Annotated in this window: 13 protein-coding genes; 6 read left to right on the top strand and 7 right to left on the bottom strand. The window is 45.1% G+C overall.

Going from position 1 to position 19,995, the window contains the following annotated elements; all coding sequences use genetic code 11:
* The first annotated feature begins 130 nt into the window (after window positions 1-130).
* Together QUA83_RS15760 and QUA83_RS15755 are read left to right on the top strand one after the other, a co-directional pair.
* Entirely contained in the window at window positions 131-1,612 is a 1,482-nt protein-coding gene (locus QUA83_RS15760) for an S-layer homology domain-containing protein (RefSeq protein ID WP_333294094.1), read from the top strand.
* A 279-nt stretch (window positions 1,613-1,891) separates the two neighbouring features.
* Window positions 1,892-2,566: an acetoacetate decarboxylase family protein gene (locus tag QUA83_RS15755; protein ID WP_333294092.1), complete on the top strand. Its 675-nt coding sequence runs from the start codon at window positions 1,892-1,894 to the stop codon at window positions 2,564-2,566.
* Between the two features lie 224 nt (window positions 2,567-2,790).
* Here the strand turns inward: QUA83_RS15755 and QUA83_RS15750 are convergent, their stop codons facing one another.
* Window positions 2,791-3,270, bottom strand: a complete 480-nt coding sequence (locus QUA83_RS15750) for an orange carotenoid protein N-terminal domain-containing protein (RefSeq protein ID WP_333294090.1) — start codon at window positions 3,268-3,270, stop codon at window positions 2,791-2,793.
* A gap of 288 nt (window positions 3,271-3,558) precedes the next feature.
* Here QUA83_RS15750 and QUA83_RS15745 point away from each other — a divergent pair, with 288 nt between their 5' ends.
* Window positions 3,559-4,146 carry a Uma2 family endonuclease gene (locus tag QUA83_RS15745; protein WP_333294087.1) on the top strand — a complete coding sequence of 196 codons (588 nt, stop codon included), beginning with the start codon at window positions 3,559-3,561 and terminating at the stop codon, window positions 4,144-4,146.
* A gap of 86 nt (window positions 4,147-4,232) precedes the next feature.
* Here QUA83_RS15745 and QUA83_RS15740 read toward each other — a convergent pair whose 3' ends face one another.
* The 4 genes from QUA83_RS15740 to QUA83_RS15725 all read right to left on the bottom strand — a co-directional run bounded on the left by QUA83_RS15740 (window position 4,233) and on the right by QUA83_RS15725 (window position 9,558).
* Window positions 4,233-7,361, bottom strand: a complete 3,129-nt coding sequence (locus tag QUA83_RS15740) for an MFS transporter (RefSeq protein WP_333294086.1) — start codon at window positions 7,359-7,361, stop codon at window positions 4,233-4,235.
* A gap of 368 nt (window positions 7,362-7,729) precedes the next feature.
* A complete protein-coding gene (locus QUA83_RS15735; RefSeq protein ID WP_333294084.1) occupies window positions 7,730-8,011 on the bottom strand; it encodes a hypothetical protein in 282 nt (93 codons plus the stop codon).
* An 80-nt stretch (window positions 8,012-8,091) separates the two neighbouring features.
* Window positions 8,092-9,021, bottom strand: coding sequence for a hypothetical protein (locus tag QUA83_RS15730; RefSeq protein ID WP_333294083.1), 930 nt, complete (start codon window positions 9,019-9,021; stop codon window positions 8,092-8,094).
* A 144-nt stretch (window positions 9,022-9,165) separates the two neighbouring features.
* Window positions 9,166-9,558: a hypothetical protein gene (locus tag QUA83_RS15725; protein WP_333294081.1), complete on the bottom strand. Its 393-nt coding sequence runs from the start codon at window positions 9,556-9,558 to the stop codon at window positions 9,166-9,168.
* Between QUA83_RS15725 and proS the strand changes: the two genes are divergently transcribed.
* The 3 genes from proS (at window position 9,557) to QUA83_RS15710 (ending at window position 16,883) form a co-directional block, all read left to right on the top strand.
* Window positions 9,557-11,362, top strand: a complete 1,806-nt coding sequence (gene proS / locus QUA83_RS15720; RefSeq protein ID WP_333294079.1) for a proline--tRNA ligase — start codon at window positions 9,557-9,559, stop codon at window positions 11,360-11,362. The two genes, QUA83_RS15725 and proS, sit on opposite strands and share 2 nt — an antisense overlap.
* Before the next feature lie 342 nt (window positions 11,363-11,704).
* Window positions 11,705-14,677, top strand: a complete 2,973-nt coding sequence (locus QUA83_RS15715; RefSeq protein WP_333294078.1) for an adenylate/guanylate cyclase domain-containing protein — start codon at window positions 11,705-11,707, stop codon at window positions 14,675-14,677.
* Between the two features lie 139 nt (window positions 14,678-14,816).
* The gene (locus QUA83_RS15710) at window positions 14,817-16,883 is read left to right on the top strand and encodes an adenylate/guanylate cyclase domain-containing protein (protein ID WP_333294076.1); all 2,067 of its coding nucleotides are present in this window, start codon (window positions 14,817-14,819) and stop codon (window positions 16,881-16,883) included.
* A 79-nt stretch (window positions 16,884-16,962) separates the two neighbouring features.
* Here the strand turns inward: QUA83_RS15710 and rpmB are convergent, their stop codons facing one another.
* Entirely contained in the window at window positions 16,963-17,199 is a 237-nt protein-coding gene (rpmB, locus tag QUA83_RS15705) for a 50S ribosomal protein L28 (RefSeq protein ID WP_333065932.1), read from the bottom strand.
* Between the two features lie 148 nt (window positions 17,200-17,347).
* The gene (gene htpG, locus QUA83_RS15700) at window positions 17,348-19,336 is read right to left on the bottom strand and encodes a molecular chaperone HtpG (protein ID WP_333294075.1); all 1,989 of its coding nucleotides are present in this window, start codon (window positions 19,334-19,336) and stop codon (window positions 17,348-17,350) included.
* Window positions 19,337-19,995 lie beyond the last annotated feature (659 nt).

Genomic DNA, 19,995 nt, shown 5'->3' with positions numbered 1-19,995 from the left:
ATGGCATTGCCGTGTCCTTAGTTGTAGGTAAAAATTTAAGAACTGGTATTAAATCGGGTTAATATACCTGATATTATATAAATTTTACGAAAGTTTCGATCGCCAATTTGTAAGTAGAGGAGTCTGTTCTATGATTCGATCGCACAGATGGCAAGCTATCATTGCTTTAGTCGTTGCCTTGGGCATCATCATTACCAATGTACTGTTTCCGGGCATGAATGTACCCCCGGCATTTGCTCAACTCAAATTTAAGGATGTTAACGACCATTGGGCGCAAGCTTGCATTGAGGAGTTAGCACAGAAAAAAATCATCAGTGGCTACTACGAAGATGGCACTTTTCGCCCGAATCGCCCCGTCAGCCGCGCTGAGTTTGCGGCGATGGTTCGCATGGCTTTTCCCGATGCCAAAACCGTCCGCGCTCCGATCGACTTTGCAGATATTCCCACGAATTACTGGGGTTTTAAAGCAATTCGAGAAGCTTATCAAACGGGTTTTATGTCTGGATACAGTGGCAGTATCTTTAACCCCACTTTGAATGTTACCCGCTGGCAGGTTTTGGTAGCTTTAACCAGCGGCTTAAAATATACACCTGCAGGGCCGGCGGCTGAGATTTTGGATGCGACTTTTGAAGATGCGCGGGACATTCCCGAACTGGCCAGAAGTGCGATCGCCGCCGCCACAGAAAGACAACTTGTGGTCAATTATCCTGCTGTTAAACAGCTAGAACCTACTCGGAATGCTACTCGCGCCGAAGTAGCAAGTTTTTTCTGTCAGGCGATCGCCAAACCCGGTCAAACTGCCTTAGTTCCTGCCCAATATATCGCCCAAGTTCCGCCGAATATCGGCCCGCCAAGAACAACAGAAACCTCAGAAGCGGGGAAAGTTCGGGCAGAAGTTTCGTTCGTAAAAGAAGCAGAAAATGCTAAAAATCTCCGCATCATAATTATCCGCGACGGTAAAACTTTATTAGAAGAACCAGTGCTGATTCCGACTCGTTCTCTAGTAGATAATCCCGACAAAAGAGCCAGCGAGGAAATATCAGAAGGACGTTTTTTATCGCTACGAATCCGTGATTTGGACGGCGACAAGGAACCGGAAGTGCTGGCAGATTTAGTGTCAACCAAAAGCGGCGTCCGCTGCTGCAATTATTCGTTTATTTACCGCTACGACTCGGCAGCTAGCAAATACACTCACATCAAGCATTTCTGGGGCAATGTGAGTTACGAAATAGTCGATTTTGGCAAAAATGACATCCCAGAGTTTAAGAGTCAGGACGGCAGATTTTCCGAGGCATTTACAAATTACGCTGATTCTCGCTTTCCGCTGCAAATTTGGCAATACCGCCAGGGTAAAATGCAAGATGTTAGCAAACAGTATCCGGTGGAAGTATACACGAATTCTGCTGAGCTTTGGCTGGAATCTAACAAGCGTCTGAGTGAAGATGGGGAGGTGAAAGGGGTGTTGGCTGCCTTCATGGCGAACAAGTATGTCATGGGCCAGGAGGCGGAAGGTTGGCAGTTGTTGGACAGGGTTTATCAAGGACGCGATCGTACTCAATTCTTTGGAAAGTTGCGGGAGTTTTTGGTAAGTACGGGTTATGCTAGTAAGTAGATTTGGAGGTTTTTAACCGCAGATTTAAGCCGATTAACGCTGATAATATCTGTAGGGGCGGGTTTTACGAATAATATCTAATTCCTACTCACAATATTACTAAACCCGCCCCCCTACAACAGATAACCCACGTCAACTATTCATCAAATTTATCGTCACATATTAATTTGTTTAAATAAAGTAAATTACTAACAACTTGTGAAGAAATACCAAAAATTGTTGCTTTTTGAAGCGCAAAGCTAAAATAAAGATAAAATATCAGACATTAAATCACTTAAAATGGTATATCCACCTGCACCTTGGCATCTGCAAGGTTATGCTGTTGAGACTTTACAATTAGTAGATGTGGCACGAGTGCGCCCCTTGGTTCCCTCTGAGTTAGAAATTGTCTCTTTATTGCCAGGAAAAACCCTAGGTGGCATTTATATATCCTCCTACGGATTGGGTTCGGTGATGGAGTACAATGAGTTAATTGTAGTTAGCGCGATCGCCAATTATGCAGGAAAATGGGGCGCTTGGATTTCCCATATTTACGTAGACAACCCTAACTCGGTAGCGGGCGGGCGCGAAATTTGGGGACTGCCTAAAGAATTAGCTCAATTTAGTTGGGAAGGCAGCGATTCGGTAAAGGCAGCACCCCTAGGCTACCGCGTCACAGTTAGCCAAGGAAACCGTCAATTGTGCAGTCTCAATTACAGCAAGCAAACTTTAGCTTTAACGCTGCCTTTTAGCGGAAATGTTTTCAGCGCTGACCGCAGCAATTTGCTTTTGTTTAAAGGAGGATTAGAGTCTCGCATCGGTTTGATTAAAGGCGAATTAGAAGTGGTAGAAGAAAGTCCTTTTGCCAGTTTAAACTTAGGTCAGCCCTTGCTAACAGTTGCCTGCGAAGATATGCGTTTAAGAGTCGCTGCGCCGGAACTTGTGGGAAACAGATCCCTTGAATTGAGTTATTAGCTGTAAAGTGCGGATATTCGCCGTAAACCTAAAAAAACAGAACAGCCAGAAACCCGGTTTCTTGAAGAAGCCGGGTTTCTGGCGCGGCGTATTAGTTTGAGCTACTTACTAACATTTTTGATGACTTACGCATCAAACGGCTAAAAACCGGGTTTCTTCCTAAATGCGTCGTTGCCGCACCCAATATTCTCCGAAAAACCGGGTTTTTTTCGTAAGTCCTATTTTTAAATGCCAGCACCCGGAGCGGCTTCAGCACCCATTTCTAAAATTGTACCGCGAAGGAAATCAATTTGCTGCTGGAAGTCCATGCCCTCAATCTTTCCTAATAAAGCTTTTCCTGCTTCGGGAAGTTGATAGTCTGGAGGGACAGGAATAATAGTTCCTTCGTCCATTCCTACTGCTAGGAAATACCAAAAAGCCAGCTTGGTTTCAGGACTCATTGAGCCGTACATCCGGCTGATTTCAGTATTGGATTTTGACGCAATGTCGCGCATTACTTGTAGTTGTTCTTGGTGGGGCAGCGGCTTGACTTGCTCGAACAAACCCTGAGCGATGTCGGAACCGGAAGCACCGGGAGCCGCTGGCGTTATTGACTTGCCCATTTGGGTGTAAACAAACCACAGCAAACCTAATTGGTCGTCAACACTCAACTTCTTAATATCTGCTTTTCCTTGGTCGTAAGCGCTGGTAGTAGTAAAGGTCATTCAAGCCTCCAAAATAATATGTATTGCTCAGTTTTCTTATTTTTGAGAAAACTTTTGTTTGCTACTTAAGTTAAAGTACCTAATAAATAGTGATGCTAGAATCTTGCTTAAGACAGAGATGATCCCGGACATAATTTCCGGGAGTAAATCAACCCAAATTGGGAAAATTTGCAACCAAAGGATGAGGGAAATTTGACAAGATTGTTGTTAGCGGAGCTCATGATTAGCATTGTTTAGCCGATCGCCGATCGCCTATAATCGCAACATAGCTGTATTGAGGTGGCTGTTATGTCGATCGCAAATGCAAAACGCTTCACCATAGCGGAATATCACCGCCTGACAGAACTGGGGTTCTTTGGTGAGGACGATCGAGTTGAGCTAATTAATGGAGAACTTGTGAAAATGGCAGCTAAAGGTACCGCTCACGAAACCTGTCTGAGAAGATTATTGCGGGAATTAAGCGCCATAGTAGCAGATCGGGCAACTTTACAGTGTCAATCTCCCATCGTTTTACCGACAAACAGCGAACCTGAACCTGATTTTTCGCTCGTACAAAATCGCCCTGACGACTATCTATCCTCTCACCCCTGTCCAGGGGATATACTGTTGCTGATTGAGATTGCAGATTCTTCTTTGAGTTACGACAAACAGGTTAAGCTCCCCCTTTATGCTGAAGCCGGAATCTCTAACTATTGGATATTTAATTTATCACAAACTTGCTTGGAATGTTACAGCGATCCGTATCAGAATGCCCCTGGCCAATTTGGTTATCGCAGGACGCTGATTTTTCTGCCCAACGAGTCTGTTAATCTGCCTTATTTTCACGACTTGGCGCTCGATTTATCGAGAGTGTTTCCGCCAACTATAGAATCCTGAAGGACTCTGAGATTATTCCAAAGAAAATAGGCTGGCAAACAGCCAGCCTAGAATCAGGAGAACTTTATTTCAAACTCGTTGAAAATCTAGCTAAACAAACCCGAAATCCCGCCCACTGCTATTGCTCCCGCCAAAGCCGAAACAACTACAGAAGTTAGAGCCGTACCGAACAGCCACCAAGCAGCCGTTGCTGCGGCTTCGCGCGCATCTTCTGCTTGCTGCTTGGCCTTGTTCTTGAGCTGTTTGATGCGTTTTTTGGTTTCATTTTGCAGGCGTTCCGATCGCAATAAAACGCTGTCCCTGGCTCCTTCCATTTGGTCAACAATTCGGTGAGCGTCAGCCTCGGAAATATCGGAACGAGAACTCAGCAGGGCAACTAAAGTACCGCGATCGAACTCACCTAAACGCTCTTTAATGGCGTCAAATCCTGCCTGCGGGTCGTCAAACACTTTGCGTAAGTCCCGCTTGATGCCTTCGTAGTTGAGTTCGGGTCGCTCCAGGGAATTGAGGTAATCCCGGATTTTCCCGAAAATACCATCCATTGCTGACTGAAACTTATCCTGAACCATTTGAACTTGTTCGACAATTTGGTTGCGGACAGATTCAATTTGGTCGGCAATTCTGTTAGCTTCCTCGGACGAGATGTCTTCCCGCTGCGACAGCAATGCTACCAGAGTCGATCGATCGAAGTGCTTCAGGCGATCGCCCAAACTTTGCATCCCCATACCCGGCTCGCTAAACAGCAACTGCAAATCGCGTTTGATGCTTTCAGGATTGAGTTCTTCCTTGTCCGTATTCCGCAAGTAATTTTCCAAACTGCCTTGGAAATCCCGGACTGTTTTTTGAGCGCGAGATGCCAAGCGACGGGGCGATTTCACGATGCTGCGAATCGAATCTTGCACGCGATCGATCGTCCGATTGATCTGTTCTTCGCTCAAATCTTCCCGCTGCGACAGCAGCTTGACTAAAGTTTCGCGATCGACCTGAGAAAGTCTTTCCCGAAGTGCCAAAGCACCCTCTTTCGGATTTTCAAACAATTTAGTCAAATCCCGATTGATGCCTTCTGGATCGAGTTCTTCCAGGTTGGTATTCCGCAGGTACTCGCCAATTTTGGCAGTAACTTCCTCGTACTGTTGCTTAGCTTTATCTGCCACTATTTGCGGCGCGTGGATAATGTTGTCGCGCACAGATTCGATCCGGTCGATCGTCTGATTGATCTGTTCTTCGCTGAGGTCTTGGCGCTGTGACAGCAACTGCACCAGCGTATCGCGGTCGAATTGAGACAAGCGTTCTCTCAGCGCTTTAAATCCGGCTTCCGGGTCGCTTAACAGCGTTTGAAACTCGCGCTCGATAGCTTCAGGATTGAGTTCTTCCTTATTAGTATTGCGGAGATAGTCTTCTACCTTTTGTCGCAATTCTTGGGCTTTCGATTGCGCTTGCTCTTGCAATTCTTGAGCTTTATAAATCACGCGATCGCGCGAACTTTCGAGTCGCCCGATTAACTGATCGGCTTCCTCTGGACTGAAATCTTCCCGCTGACCGAGCAACTGCACCAAAGTATCGCGGTTAAACTGCGAAAGGCGATCGCGCAAAGCCTCAAAACCAGCATCCCGATCTTCCAAAAGCGCTTGGAAATCCCGTTCAATACCTTCAGGGTTCAGCTCATCTTTGCCAGTTGATCGCAAATAATTCTCAATCCGGCTCCGCAAATCTTGAGACTGTTCATCACCAGCAGCATCTCGCACAATTTCCAACACTTCTTGTCGGACACCTTCAAGCTGTTCGGCAATTTCCGTCACCTGTTCCGGAGCAAACCCCTCGCGCCGGCCCAGAATCCCTACAAAATAATCTGGATTCAACATTTCTAACTGGCGCAATACTGCCCCAGGAGAGGCTTCCGGGTCGTAAATCACATCCCTAAATTCCTGCTTGATTGTCTCCCGGTTGAGATGCCACGGTTGGGCATTCATCAAGTAGTTTTCCACATCAGCCTTAGCTGTATTGAAAGGCAGCGCAGGCACTTTATCGCCCACCTGAGAAGCCAAAGATTTAGCTTTTTTAGTTCCTTGTGCTGTCAGTTGTTGCAACTGACCAGAGATTTTTTCAACATCCAAATCAGACAAATCCGTCCGCGACAAAACAGTGCCGACAAGAGCTTCGACACCCAACTGCATCGCTCGGTTCATACCGCTGCTGGATTCCGATTTGTTTTCCCTACTTTCGAGAATTTGAGACAGCTTGGCATTGAGCTCCTCAGACTTCAGCAAATCGGGAGCTGCAAACTTGAGAAAATCAACCAACTCTAAATTCGGGTCTTTCTGCTGTTGCTGCTTGCCGAAAGTTTGCTTCCAAACGCCTTCGAGTTGGTCAGCAACTTGAGTTATTTCCTCTTGAGAAAAGTCTGTGCGACTCTTAACTAAATCCACAAAAGTCTGGCGGTTAACATTCTTGAGAAGGTCGCTTCCGGCAAGAGATTTGATATCTGCATCGCCCAGCAACTTTTCAAATTGACCGCGAATTTCCTTAACATCTAGTTTCGGTAACTGCAAAGAACCCACATAATCTTGCAGTGTTTCGCGAATGCTATCCGGGTCTACCGCCGAACTCAACTCGCGGCGGACAGCGGCAACAGATGCCTCTACAGTGTTGACCATTTGGTCGCTGGCCATCTTGCCGCCGATCGCAGCACCCGCAGTACCCATGACGCCTTGAACGCCTGAAAAAGCAGTTTTTATCAAGGAACCGATCATAGAACCGACGGCGCTAGAACCGAGCCACACCAGCGTTAAAAAGTACGCCGACCAAATGACTACACCAATAATTGCCGCTCCGTCTACCGAGGCAATTGAAGTTAGTTTGACTGCCAGAAAACAAGCCAAAAATAAAGCCAGGTTAACGGTGACTAAAATCCAACCCCCGACTAAACCTTCAGTCTTGCGAACTTTACTCCCCAAACTTTCAGATTCATCATCGTCATCGTCGGGTAAAGCCTCGTCCCAATTTGATATTTTGGCGGCGATCGAGAAATTTGTTAACAGGAATTGGAAGCCGAAAGCCATGATGACTCCGGCGATTAATGCCACGAAAAACTGAGGGCTTAAAAACATCAGCCCTCCGATATCGGGGTGGTTAAATCCCCCATCTATTTCTACTGGCATTTGGGCAATATTGAATTTGGGACTGTACAGCGACAGTAATAACTCGCTTTCAAACATAATTTACCTCCTAAGTTTTTATGCCTAACTCGGCATAGCGAAAACTATCCCCAACTTGTTGATAGGGGATTTTGTAATCTTTTGATGATGGTTTGTTTTGGTTCTGCTTTATCTTACAGAAGGCCTTATTAAGTGAAATTGGGATGAGTAGTAAATCAGTTCTCTAGTTATCTCATCCTTACTGCTTATTATGGCTGTGGAAGCTAAAAAATAAATCCGTCTAAAGTCAGAAATCAGTCTTTCTGGGACTGATAGCAGCCGAGTCCGCCAAAAGTTTTAAGTTGGAGGCGGGGGCGATCCCCACCAGTTCTAAATATTAGTAAAGTGCGATGTGGTGTACTCTACATATCGTAGAGTGCGCTAGCGAGTTAGGATTCCGTTGAATTTTTAGGCTCAAAACGAGCGAGTAATTGCGATCGATCGAGCTGCATACTCAGTCGCGTGATTTCCAGACATTCTAGTTGAATCAAAGGCTCAATTATTTGGGCTAATTTTTCATCAATTTCGCCAAATCTTACTTGTAATATACTCTCAAGAATCTCGCGTTTACTTTGCTGAATACATTGCTCGATACCTCGCTGAATACCTTGCTCGATACCTCGCTGAGTTGCTTCTTCAAGCCGTTGTAAATAGAGTGGTGATAGTTCCATAATTAACTCCCGATTTGGTTCATAATAAATAGTAAAGTAATATTGAGCGCACCCTACCGATTGTAGAGTGCGCTGCTGAGTTAGGATTCCGGTTGATTTTTATCTTCAAAATGAGCTAGCAATTCAGAGCGATCGAGCTGCATAATCAGTCGCGTGATTTCGATGGCTTCTCGTTGAATCAAAGGCTCGATTATTTGGGTTAATTCTCCATCAATCTCGCCAAATTTTACTTGTAGCAGACTCTCAACCATCAGGCGTTGAGCACGCTGCATACCTTGCTGAATACCTTGCTGGATACCGCGCTGAGTTGCATCTTCCAGCCGTTGCAAGTAGAGGGGTGACAGTTCCATAATTAACTCCCGATCTTCTCGATCTATGTCTTGGCGGACTTCTAATATCGTTCGCAAGTTGTACAACAATTCTAACGCACTCACCCGAAACACATTATCTGAGGGTAATTCTCTCAATTCGGCAATAGCTTGCTTCTGCACGTTTCCCTTCCCCAAAACTCTCAGCCACAGCGTTTCTGGAGTGCGGGGCAGTTGGTGAATGGCAATAATCGCTGCTTTCAGAGATGGGCCCAGAAAATAAACTCCATTTACCCAATTTTCTGGTTCGGCAATCGCTCGAAATCCAGCTAGCATCGTATCGGAAACAGTCGGCGACAGTATCCAGAGTTGGGGCAAGTCTGCCTCTGCAATCCGGGTATTTTCTCTAGCTGCGGCGCGTTCAAATTCGCCGTGGATATCGAAGAGTTTGCCCAGACAACTGCGAATTTCTCCGATTTGGACTGGACTGCGGAAGGGTTCAAATACAGCGGGTTGTGCTGCTATTTGACCCAGAATGCCGAGGGCTGTTGGTTCGACTTCCGGTTCCGGTTTCGGGGCAAATAAAACGTCAACCTGCCTCACTTCTCCAGCAACATCCCGGCTGGTTTCTACATTACCGAGAGGGGTTAATAGTTCTTTCAGATACTGTTTGGCAAATTGGTCGTGAATAAATCTGGTCATGCGATTTTAGATTTTAGAGTGGGAATTAGTTACTGGATATGGGTTTGGCGCTTGCCTCAAGTTGCATTGTTTTTTGAATTCGGTTATTAGAATGTAATTGCGGGTTATTCAACAAACATGATATTAGGTGCGCCGCAGCGTACCCTACGAATTTTTGCCGCAGCATTTACCCTCACAATTGCGAATGCTGCGAATACAGCCGTACTCCTCGAAACGTTGACTGTGTTTGCGAACAGTAGGATAGGCTAGTAAATTGAAAGGAATTCCGGTTAGTTTGTAAAACAATCGACCAGCAGCATGAACAATATCCCAAATTTCGCTTAAATTAGGTTCTTGAACAAATTCTCCTATTTCATCTTTTAAGGCAAGCCACTGAGATTGCACAGTAGGAGAGTGACAATTATCAAATACTGCCATACCTTTTTCGTAGTTTTGCCAAATTTTATTCATATATTTAATCAAATCCGCCTCACGTCTGATAATATCAGAAGTTAATCTGAGATTACAATCATCCGGTATTTTAAGGAAATCAGCCATGCGACTCTCTCAAATGCTTTTTGTTACCCTGCGCGAAGACCCGGCAGAAGCAGAAATTCCCAGCCACAAACTATTACTCCGTGCCGGATACATCCGGCGCATCGGTAGCGGTATTTACGCTTATCTACCTTTGATGTGGCGAGTTCTCAAAAAAGTATCTCAAATTGTGCGCGAAGAAATGGACGCTACCGGCGCTCAAGAATGTCTCCTCCCGCAATTGCAACCGGCTGATTTGTGGCGGGAATCCGGCCGCTGGGACACCTACACTCAAGCTGAAGGTATTATGTTTGCCATGACAGACAGGCAGCAGCGAGAATTGGGACTGGGGCCAACTCACGAAGAAGTAATTACTACAATTGCTAAAGATATGATTCGTTCCTATCGGCAATTGCCCGTACATTTGTATCAAATTCAAACTAAATTTCGCGATGAAATTCGCCCGCGTTTTGGCTTGATGCGCGGTCGCGAATTCATTATGAAAGATGGCTATTCTTTCCACACTAACGAAGAAAGTTTGAAAAAAACTTATCAGGATATGGCTCAAGGTTATAGCAATATGCTGCGCCGATCGGGCTTGCAATTTCGAGCAGTAGATGCTGATTCGGGAGCAATTGGCGGTTCTGGTTCTCAAGAGTTTATGGTGTTGGCTGAAGCGGGAGAAGATGAAGTTCTTTATACTGAAGATGGTCAGTATGCAGCTAATGTGGAAAAGGCTGTATCGATGCCTGCTGATGCCGAAGCGTCGCCCTTTGCAACTTTTGAAAAGCGGGAAACGCCGGGAACTGAAACAATTGATAAACTTTGCAAATTTTTGAAATGTTCTCCGACGCAAGTTGTCAAAAATGTGCTTTACCAAGCTGTTTACGACAATGGCATCACAGTCTTGGTATTGGTAAGCATTCGCGGCGACCAAGATGTGAATCAGGTAAAGTTGCTGAATGAGTTGACGAAGTTAGCGGGCAATTATCAAGCTAAAACTGTTTTATTTTTGACTGTTCCCGATGCGGAAGCTCAGCGGAAATGGGCGGCTAAATCTTTACCTCTCGGTTATATGGCTCCCGATGTTGCTGATGATTATATCGCTGGGAGCAAGGAGGTAAACTCTAAGTTTTTGCGTTTAGTCGATCGCACTGCTGTTGACCTGACAAACTTTGTCACTGGTTCAAACGAATCAGGATACCACGTTGTCGGGGCTAATTGGGATAAAGAATTTCCTCTAGCAGCAACGGTTGTAGGCGTCAGAACAGCCAAAAAGGGCGATCGGGCAGTGCACAACCCCGAACAAACCTTGCAAAGCGCCAGAGGCATCGAAGTCGGTCACATCTTCCAATTAGGAACCAAATACTCCCAAGCAATGGGCGCCACCTACACCAGCGAACAAGGCGAAGAAATGCCCTTTGTGATGGGCTGCTACGGCGTCGGCGTGTCGCGGCTAGCTCAATCGGCCGTAGAACAATCCTACGACAAAGACGGGATAATTTGGCCAGTGGCGATCGCCCCGTATCACGCCATCATTAGCATCCCCAATATTTCCGACGCCCAACAAGTAGAAGTCGCCGAAAAACTCTATGCAGAACTCAACCAATCTGGCATTGAAACCCTACTAGATGACCGCGACGAACGAGCCGGAGTTAAATTCAAAGATGCTGATTTAATCGGGATTCCCTATCGCATTGTTCCGGGTCGTTCGCTGAAAGCAGGAAAAGTTGAAGTCGTGGAAAGAGCAACTCACCAATCACATGAAATTCTCATTGATGAAGTAAATTCTACTTTAAAACAGTGGATTGAAGCCGCCATCAACTAAGCCTTTTTAATTGGTAAGGTGCGCGCACCGCGCACCTACATTTAGGCTCGCAATGTGCCCGGTGTACACCCTACATTGCGAGCCTCTTGGGAGCATCTCACTTTTTCAGCCCAGCTAAAAATTGGACTTTGGAGGCAGGAGGCAAAATGCAGGAAGAAAGAGGCAAAAAGAAGGAACCAGAAAAAGTGTTTTTACAAATATGAAATGCTCCCTCCCTATTCCCTCTTCCCTCTTCTCTCTTCCCTATTCCCTCTTCTCTCTTCCCTCTTCCTTCTTCCTTCTTCCTTCTTCCTTCTTCCCTCTTCCTTGAAATGTGAAATTCCCTAAAACTTAAAACTCGGTATGAATCTGAACCTAAATCAGTTTCTGCGATTCCCTCAATCCCGAATTGGGCGGTACTTAGCCCAAGTAATTGTCGTTGCTGTCGCTTACGCCGTGGGGGCGAGGCTAGCAATTTCCATTCAAGGTGTCAATCCCTTTGCTGCCTCGGTGTGGCCGCCCGCAGGAATTGCCCAAGCCGGACTTTTATTGTTTGGGAGTAAAGTCTGGCCTGCCATAGTTTTGGGTACATTTTTGCTCAATTTGGTTAACCCAACTGAACAGATATTTGCACTTTGGCTGGGAGGAAACGCCGGGGCGATTCTGCAAGCTGTTTTTGCAGTAACTGTCCTGGGCTGGTTCCGGTTTCGTCTCTCTATCGAGCGCTTGAAAGATGTAATAAATTTAATTTTGTTTGGCGGTCTAATTGCTACTCAAATCAGTTGCACTATTGGCGTATTTTCTCTATATTTAGCGGGAAAAATAGAGTGGAGCGAATATTGGTCTGCTCGATGGAATTGGTGGTTGGGAGACACAATGGGAGTTTTAATTATCACTCCCTTAATCTTAATATTTTTTCGTCCTCAAGTAACCGCATATCGTTTAAAAATACAAACAGAAAAAAACAAAAATTATTTAATTGAGCGAGCAGTATGGTTAATATTATTAATTGTGGTGAGCTGGCTGGTCTTTGAGTCGAAACAAGAAGCTTATATTTCTCGTTATCCCCTGGAATATTTGCCGTTTCCTTTGATAATGTGGGCTGCGCTTCAATTCGGTCAGCGAGCCGCTGTCCTAGCATCGTTTATTGTCTCAATCATCGCAATTTTTGGCAGTTCTCATGGAGGGGGACCCTTCACCGCCAAAGCCGACAATATTAATCAGGCTATCTTATTGTTGCAAGCTTTTATGGGTGTAATTACGATTACCTCGCTGTTATTGGCAGCGACAGTAGCTGAACGCACATCAGCAGAGTATTCTCTGCGGGAGAGCGAAATTAAATATCGAGAATTGGTGGAAAATGCTAACAGTATTATTGTGAAACTGGACGCTGACGGCAATATTACTTTTTTTAACGAATTTGCTGAAAAATTCTTTGGTTACAAGGAGGAAGAAATTCTGGGAAAAAATGCCTTGGGAACTATTATTCCACCGACGGACTGTGAAGGAAATAACTTAGAGTTGGTTTATAGTCAAATTTTACAAAATCCCGATCGCTTTACCAGCTATGAAAATGAAAATATCCGGCGCAGTGGCGATCGCGTTTGGGTATCTTGGGCAAATAAACCGCTGGTTGATGCAGCGGGAAAACTTTTGGGCATCCTCTGCATCGGGACAGATATCACCGATCGCCGAAAAGCTGAAATAGCGTTGCAAAAGCTCAATGAAAAGCTGGAAATCCGAGTTGAAGAGAGGACAAATGCCCTGAGACAAAGCGAATTTCAGCTACAGAAACAGAAATCGGCATTAATTGATTTAGCCAAAAATAAAGCGCTGAATCAAGGCGACTTAACAAAGGCGCTTCAAGAAATAACTGAAACTGCTAGCCGTACCCTGGAAGTTGCCCGATCGAGTGTCTGGCTGTACGATCGCACTAAATCCAAGATCGAGTGCCTGGATTTGTTCGATCGCACTCTCAACCAGCACTCACACGGCTTGGAATTAGCAGCAGCAGACTATCCTGTCTATTTCCAAGCACTGCGAGAAGAACGTGCAATTGCTGCCTTTGACGCCCAAAAAGATTTTAGAACTAGAGAATTTGCGGAATCTTACCTAATTTCCTTCGGCATCACTTCCATGCTAGATACGCCGATTCAAATAGGCGGTGAAACAGCAGGAGTTCTCTGTTTAGAACACGTAGGAATGCCCCGCCCTTGGACGATTGAAGAACAAAGTTTTGCTGTTTCTCTAGCAGACTCTGTAACTTTCGCAGTGGAAGCGCGGCAACGCCAGCGGGCTGAACAAGCACTGCGGCAAGCTGAAGAAAAATACCGCAGCATCTTTGAAAATGCGATCGTCGGCATTTTTCAAACTACCCCAGATGGGGAATATCTCAGCGCCAATCCTGCTTTGCTTCGCATTTACGGTTACAGTTCGCGCGAGGAATTGGTCGGCACATTAACTGATATTAGCCAACAACTTTATGTTGACCCTCAACGCCGCGCCGAAGTTGTCCGCTTAATAGAAGAACAAGGCAAAGTATCGGATTTTGAATCTCAAATTTACCGACGAGATGGCACCATAATTTGGATTTCGGAAAATACTTATACCGTGCGCGATTCCTACGGAAATTTGCTTTATTACGAAGGTACTGTTCAAGACATCACAACTCGTAAACAAGCTGAGGCAGCTTTGCGCTTAGAACAAGAAAAATCCGATCGTCTCCTGCTAAACGTTTTACCACAACCCATCGCCGACAGATTAAAACAAGACCAAAGCATTATCGCCGATACTTTTGCCGAAGTAACAGTATTGTTTGCAGATATAGTCGGTTTTACGCAAATTAGTTCCCAAATTTCTCCGCCCGAATTAGTTTCCTTGCTTAACGATATTTTTTCCACATTCGATCGCCTAGCAGAAAAGCACGGATTGGAAAAAATTAAGACGATTGGCGACGCCTACATGGTAGTAGGAGGGCTGCCGATGCCCCGCAGCGATCATGCAGAGGCGATCGCCCAAATGGCCCTCGATATGCAGCAGGCAATTACTGACTTCAGCAATCTCCACAATCAAGATTTTAGCATCAGAATTGGCATTAACACCGGCCCGGTTGTCGCCGGAGTAATCGGTATTAAAAAATTTATTTACGATTTGTGGGGAGACACCGTTAACACCGCTTCCCGCATGGAATCCCACGGCTTGCCGGGGTGCATTCAAGTCACGTCTGCAATTTATGATATATTGCAGGACAAGTATGTATTTGAAAGTCGCGGCGCGATCGAAGTTAAAGGCAAAGGCGAGATGAACACTTATTTTCTTACAGGCATCAAGTTATAGCAGCAAGGAAAAAAGCCCTTCGGCTTCGCTCAGCAGAAAAAGAAGGAAGAAGCAATATAAAAACTCATGTTTTAGCAATTAAGAACCTCCTAATATTCGGTCGCGGTTACTATAGTTAGTTAAAAATATAAAACTCAGTATGAACCCAAACAAAAATCATTTTTTGCGATTTCCTCAATCTAGAAATTGGCCATACTTAGCAAAAATAGCTACCATTGCTTTTGCTTACGCTTTTGGAGCAAAAATAGCAGTTTCAATCCCAGGCGTCAATACATTAGCTACCTGCGTCTGGCCGCCAGCAGGAATTGCACAAGCTGCACTTTTATTATTTGGTCGGCGTGTTTGGCCGGGAATAGCTTTAGGCGTATTTTTTTACGAGACTATTAACCTTAAGGTATCTTTAACACTTGCAGCAATTAGTGCCTTTTGCGCTTGTTTACAAGCTTTGTGTGCATTTACTTTGTTGCATAAACTCAAGTTCCGCCCGTCACTAGATCGGCTGATCGATGTAGTCAATTTAATTTTTTGGGGTGCTGTAGTTGCCACTCAAATCAACTGCACTCTTGGCACGCTGCGCCTCTGTGTAACTGGTTTAGTGGACTGGAGCGAATATTGGCACATTCGATGGAATTGGTATCTAGGAGATACATTAGGAGTTTTAATTTTTACTCCCCTGCTGTTGATTTTATACAACCACAAACCAGCGCCCACTTCTTCACAAAATACAGCTTATCAAACTATTGTAAATCGCATCAGTCCCGCAATATGCCTGCTGTTATTAGTAACAGTAAGTTGGCTCGTCTACAACTCAAAAAGTGAAAGTAATCTCTCCGGTTATCCCCTCGAATACTTGCCATTTCCATTGGTAATTTGGGCAACCATTCAATTCGGGCAAGGCGGGGCGGTTTTAGCATCTTTCATTGTATCCAGTATCGCAATTTGGGGCGGTTCTCAGGGAGGTGGCCCCTTTATTGCCAAAGCGGAAAATATCAATCAGGCAATCTTATTTTTGCAGGCTTTTATGAGCGTAATTGTAATTACATCGCTGCTGTTGGCGGCCACTGTAGCCGAACGCGCCTCAGCAGAGGATTCGCTGCGCCAAAGCGAAATTAAGTATCGCGAATTAGTCGAAAATGCTAACAGCATTATTTTAAAAATAGATAGGGAAGGAAATATTACTTTTTTTAACGAATTTGCACAGAAGTTTTTTGGTTACGATGAAAAAGAGATAATTGGCAAAAACGCCGTGGGAACAATTATTCCCCAGACAGATACAACAGGAAATGACTTGGCAGCAAAGTTGAGAGATATTTTGCAAAACCCAGAACAATACACGCGAAATGAAAATGAAAGTATCCGGCGCAGCGGCGATAGGGTTTGGGTATCCTGGGCAAATAAACCGCTGTTTGACGCGGCAGGAAATTTCGTGGGAATGCTGGCAATCGGTACGGATATCACAGACCGCAGGCGGGCTGAAATGGCACTTTACAAGCTGAATGAAGAGTTAGAATTTAGAGTGGAAGAACGAACTCATGCTCTGAATAATACTTTAAATGCCCTGCAAATTCAACAGGAACAATCTGAACGCTTATTGTTGAATATTTTGCCTGAAGAAATAGCAAATCGGTTGAAGCGGGGAGACAGTACGATCGCAGATACTTTTGCTGACGTTACTGTCTTGTTTGCGGACATAGTAGGCTTTACTCAATTGAGCTCGCGAGTTTCTCCAACGCAATTAGTAGCCTTGCTGAATGACATCTTTTCGACCTTTGACAACCTAGCAGAAAGGCACGGTTTGGAAAAAATTAAGACGATTGGCGACGCTTACATGGTAGTTGGGGGGCTGCCAATTCCTCGCCCGGATCACGCAGAAGCGATCGCAGAAATGGCCCTCGATATGCAGCAGGCAATTACTGACTTCAGCAATATCCACAATCAAGATTTCAGCATCAGAATCGGTATCAACACTGGCCCGGTTGTTGCCGGAGTTATTGGAATTAAAAAATTTATTTACGATTTATGGGGAGACACCGTTAACACTGCTTCCCGCATGGAATCTCACGGCAAGCCAGGGAGTATTCAGGTAACAGAAACAACTTATCAGGAATTGCAAGAAAAGTATTTCTTTGAAAACCGCGGCGCGATCGAAGTTAAAGGCAAAGGCCTGATGACTACTTATTTACTGGAATGCCGAAAATTGCTCTAGTCAAGGTTTTTTTCTAAAAGTAAGGGCGATCGCACCAGTTAATTTGCCCGATCGCCCTTTTCTCAATTAGCCAAGTTTTTTAAAGCTTGTACAGGTTAATTCCAGCTTCCTTCGCCATGATTTCCAAACCCTTGTTTTGCAAGGTTTTAATCGCTTTTGTAGAAAGGTGCAATCTTACCCAGCGCTTTTCCTGCGGCCACCAAACCCGCTTCCACTGCAAATTTGCCTCTTGCAACTTGTGAGTGCGGTGGTGCGAGTGAGAAACTGCAAAACCGTTATTCGCCTTCTTCCCCGTTAGCTGACATTTCCGTGACATACTTCCCTCCAGATTACCGTTTTTTTGCGTGCAGCCTCTCATTATACCCGAAGGAAGAAGGAAGAAGGAAGAAGGCTTGACTTATCCCTTTACCCATAGAAATAGACTCTTGCTACCCCCCTTAGCAAGGGGGGGTTGGGGGGGGGGATTACATTGCACGTTCAGTCAATTTTGTCAACACTTGATTCGATCGCTCGACAAAATCCTTCATCCCTTCAGCATCGAAACCCTTCTGGGCCATCAAAGCCAAGTCGTAAACGTGGTGACAAATCATACTCGCCAACTCAGCCGACGGAGACTCGCCGCCGCCTTGAATAATCGCACCCTGACTCAAACTAGCCAGATTTTGAATCAGCGGGTGAGAGGTATTCACCAGCAAAACGTGGTCTTCGGGGAATTCGGCCGCTTGCTGCTGCAACAGCGCCGTCATATCGCGCATCCGGCGCAAAGCTTCCGGCAAAAGTACGATCGCAGGTGGCGTCGCCTCCGCAGAGTCAGACTTCAAAGCTTCTGTGCGAATGTTCACTTTCGGCTTATTGAGAGCTTTTTGGAACATTTCCTTAACTTGTTCGCTGCGAGTTTTATTCGTCGCCGGATCGACAATTTCCGCTTCTTTCTCTTTGTCAATTAGCGTTTCGTCGATGTCGGAATCAACCCGCGAGAATTTGACATCTGAGTGCTCTCGTTCCAAGAAGCTGATAAAGTGCGTGTCGATGAAAGAATCCATAAACAGCACTTCTAAACCCTGGCTTTTGTGCATAGCAACGTAAGTTGCTTGAGACGCCGGATCGGTACAATAAAACACACGATTTTCGTGGCGTTTTTGATTGCGTTCCAAATACTCTTTTAGAGTGGTGTAAGGCTGCGTGGAACTAGAATTTTCAGACTTCGGAGTGACATCTTGCCACAAATCTCCTTCCTCAGTTTGCACCTGAACTTCGGGCGTTACACTTTCTGGCTTCTCGGCTGTTGGTTCGTAGGTGCTGCGGTAGATTAAAATATCTTCGACTTGCTTTTTGAACTTGTCATCGTTGAGACTTCCAAACTTGACAAAAGTGCCGATATCTTGCCAACAGCGGATGTATTCGTCACGGTCGTCGCGGTAGAGTTCTTTCAGGCGATCGCCCACTTTTTTCGCAATATAATCAGCGATTCTCCGCACAGTGCGATTGCTTTGCAAAGAACTGCGAGAAACGTTCAGGGGAATGTCGGTACTGTCAATAACTCCCCGCAGCGGCATCAAGAATTTCGGGATAATTTCTTCGCAGTGGTCGCTGACAAAAACCTGGTTGCAGAATAGCTTGATATTGCCTTGGGTAACATCGACATCCGGGCGCAGTTTTGGAAAGTAAAGAATCCCGTTGACAATAAAAGGATAATCTGTATTCAGGTGTACCCACAGCAGCGGCTCGTCTTGGAACGGATAAAGGTAGCGGTACAGTTCTAAGTAATCTTCTTTTTGCAAATTGCTGGCTGATTCCCGCCAAATTGCTTTGTGCTTGTTGAGTTCCTCTCCTTCAAATTTGATGGGAACGGGCATGAAATCGCAGTAAGTTTTGATTAACTGCCTAATGCGACTGGGTTCTACATATTCTTGTTCTTCATCTTGGAGAGTAAGAGTAATAGTAGTGCCGCGTTCCGTGCGGGAAGATTCTGATAGTTCAAAAGCGGGGGAACCGTCGCAAGACCAGTGTACTGCTTGGGAGCCTTCCTGGTAAGAAAGAGTATCAATGTCTACTTTCTTCGCCACCATGAAAGAAGAGTAGAAGCCGAGACCGAAGTGACCGATAATTGCGTCCTCGCCGCTGCCTTGGTATTTTTCAATAAATTCTTCTGCGCTGGAGAAAGCGACTTGGTTGATGTATTTTTTTACCTCATCGGCGGTCATGCCGATGCCGTTATCGGAAATTGAGAGGGTTTTGTTTTCTTTGTCAATCGCTATGTTGATTTGCGGTTCGCCCACCTCGCCGCTGTATTCGCCGGAACGAGAAACCATTTTGAGTTTAGCAATGGCATCGACGGCGTTAGAAATTAGTTCCCGCAAGAAGACTTCGTGGTCAGTGTATAGCGACTTCTTGATAATCGGGAAAATATTTTCGGTATGGATTGAGATTGTTCCCTGTTCTAAAACTGTCATAATTTTTCGCTAGGTATTTATCGGGAATGAACCGTGATTAGTCATTGGTCATTGGTCATTGGTCATTAGTTATTAATTGTTAGCATAGCTTAATTTTCCTGTTATACGTTGTTAGCTGCTAACTACTAACTACTAACTACTAACTACTGACTACTAACTACTGACTAATGACTGAGGACTACTGACTATTTAATGATTTTCGGCGATCGTGCTCTCTTCTGCAAAAGGGATTACCCTAAAAAGATGATTCGGTTTCCCTCACCATAATTGAGCGAGAAGCCAATGACTTACATCATGGGGAGGAACGCGGCGGCGGTTGAAACCGCCCTCAATATGCTAGAATTAAATTGCAAGTAAGAACAACCATCTACGTGAAGAAGTGTTTTATTAAGGAGAAACCCCTGAGTTATCTCGTCTCGGCATGACCGTAGCCTGGGTAAACAAGTAATGGTGAACATGGAGCGTACCTATCTGGCGTTGTGATGGACTCCGAAAGTAAAACAAAAGTAAGCGCAATTGCAATACCTCTGGTAATGGTAGTTGTTTTGAGCGTGTAGAGGTGATTTGTCAGCACCTGTAAGACCGATACATTTTTGCTAACGTTTGCTAACAAACACATAAGTCAAGAGAGTTTCTTAACAAAGGCGTATCAACCAATG

Origin of the sequence: Microcoleus sp. K1-B1, assembly GCF_036704705.1 — a bacterium.
Lineage (GTDB): Bacteria > Cyanobacteriota > Cyanobacteriia > Cyanobacteriales > Microcoleaceae > Microcoleus.
This window is presented reverse-complemented; position numbering and strand designations above follow the sequence as displayed.

Bases quoted from the DNA above. Each gene is read 5' to 3' on its own strand.
- QUA83_RS15740 (WP_333294086.1), bottom strand. From the start codon at position 7,361: ATGTTTGAAAGCGAGTTATTACTGTCGCTGTACAGTCCCAAATTCAAT.
- proS (WP_333294079.1), top strand. From the start codon at position 9,557: ATGCGACTCTCTCAAATGCTTTTTGTTACCCTGCGCGAAGACCCGGCA.
- QUA83_RS15735 (WP_333294084.1), bottom strand. From the start codon at position 8,011: ATGGAACTATCACCACTCTATTTACAACGGCTTGAAGAAGCAACTCAG.
- rpmB (WP_333065932.1), bottom strand. From the start codon at position 17,199: ATGTCACGGAAATGTCAGCTAACGGGGAAGAAGGCGAATAACGGTTTT.
- QUA83_RS15730 (WP_333294083.1), bottom strand. From the start codon at position 9,021: ATGACCAGATTTATTCACGACCAATTTGCCAAACAGTATCTGAAAGAA.
- QUA83_RS15715 (WP_333294078.1), top strand. From the start codon at position 11,705: ATGAATCTGAACCTAAATCAGTTTCTGCGATTCCCTCAATCCCGAATT.
- htpG (WP_333294075.1), bottom strand. From the start codon at position 19,336: ATGACAGTTTTAGAACAGGGAACAATCTCAATCCATACCGAAAATATT.
- QUA83_RS15710 (WP_333294076.1), top strand. From the start codon at position 14,817: ATGAACCCAAACAAAAATCATTTTTTGCGATTTCCTCAATCTAGAAAT.
- QUA83_RS15725 (WP_333294081.1), bottom strand. From the start codon at position 9,558: ATGGCTGATTTCCTTAAAATACCGGATGATTGTAATCTCAGATTAACT.
- QUA83_RS15750 (WP_333294090.1), bottom strand. From the start codon at position 3,270: ATGACCTTTACTACTACCAGCGCTTACGACCAAGGAAAAGCAGATATT.
- QUA83_RS15745 (WP_333294087.1), top strand. From the start codon at position 3,559: ATGTCGATCGCAAATGCAAAACGCTTCACCATAGCGGAATATCACCGC.
- QUA83_RS15755 (WP_333294092.1), top strand. From the start codon at position 1,892: ATGGTATATCCACCTGCACCTTGGCATCTGCAAGGTTATGCTGTTGAG.
- QUA83_RS15760 (WP_333294094.1), top strand. From the start codon at position 131: ATGATTCGATCGCACAGATGGCAAGCTATCATTGCTTTAGTCGTTGCC.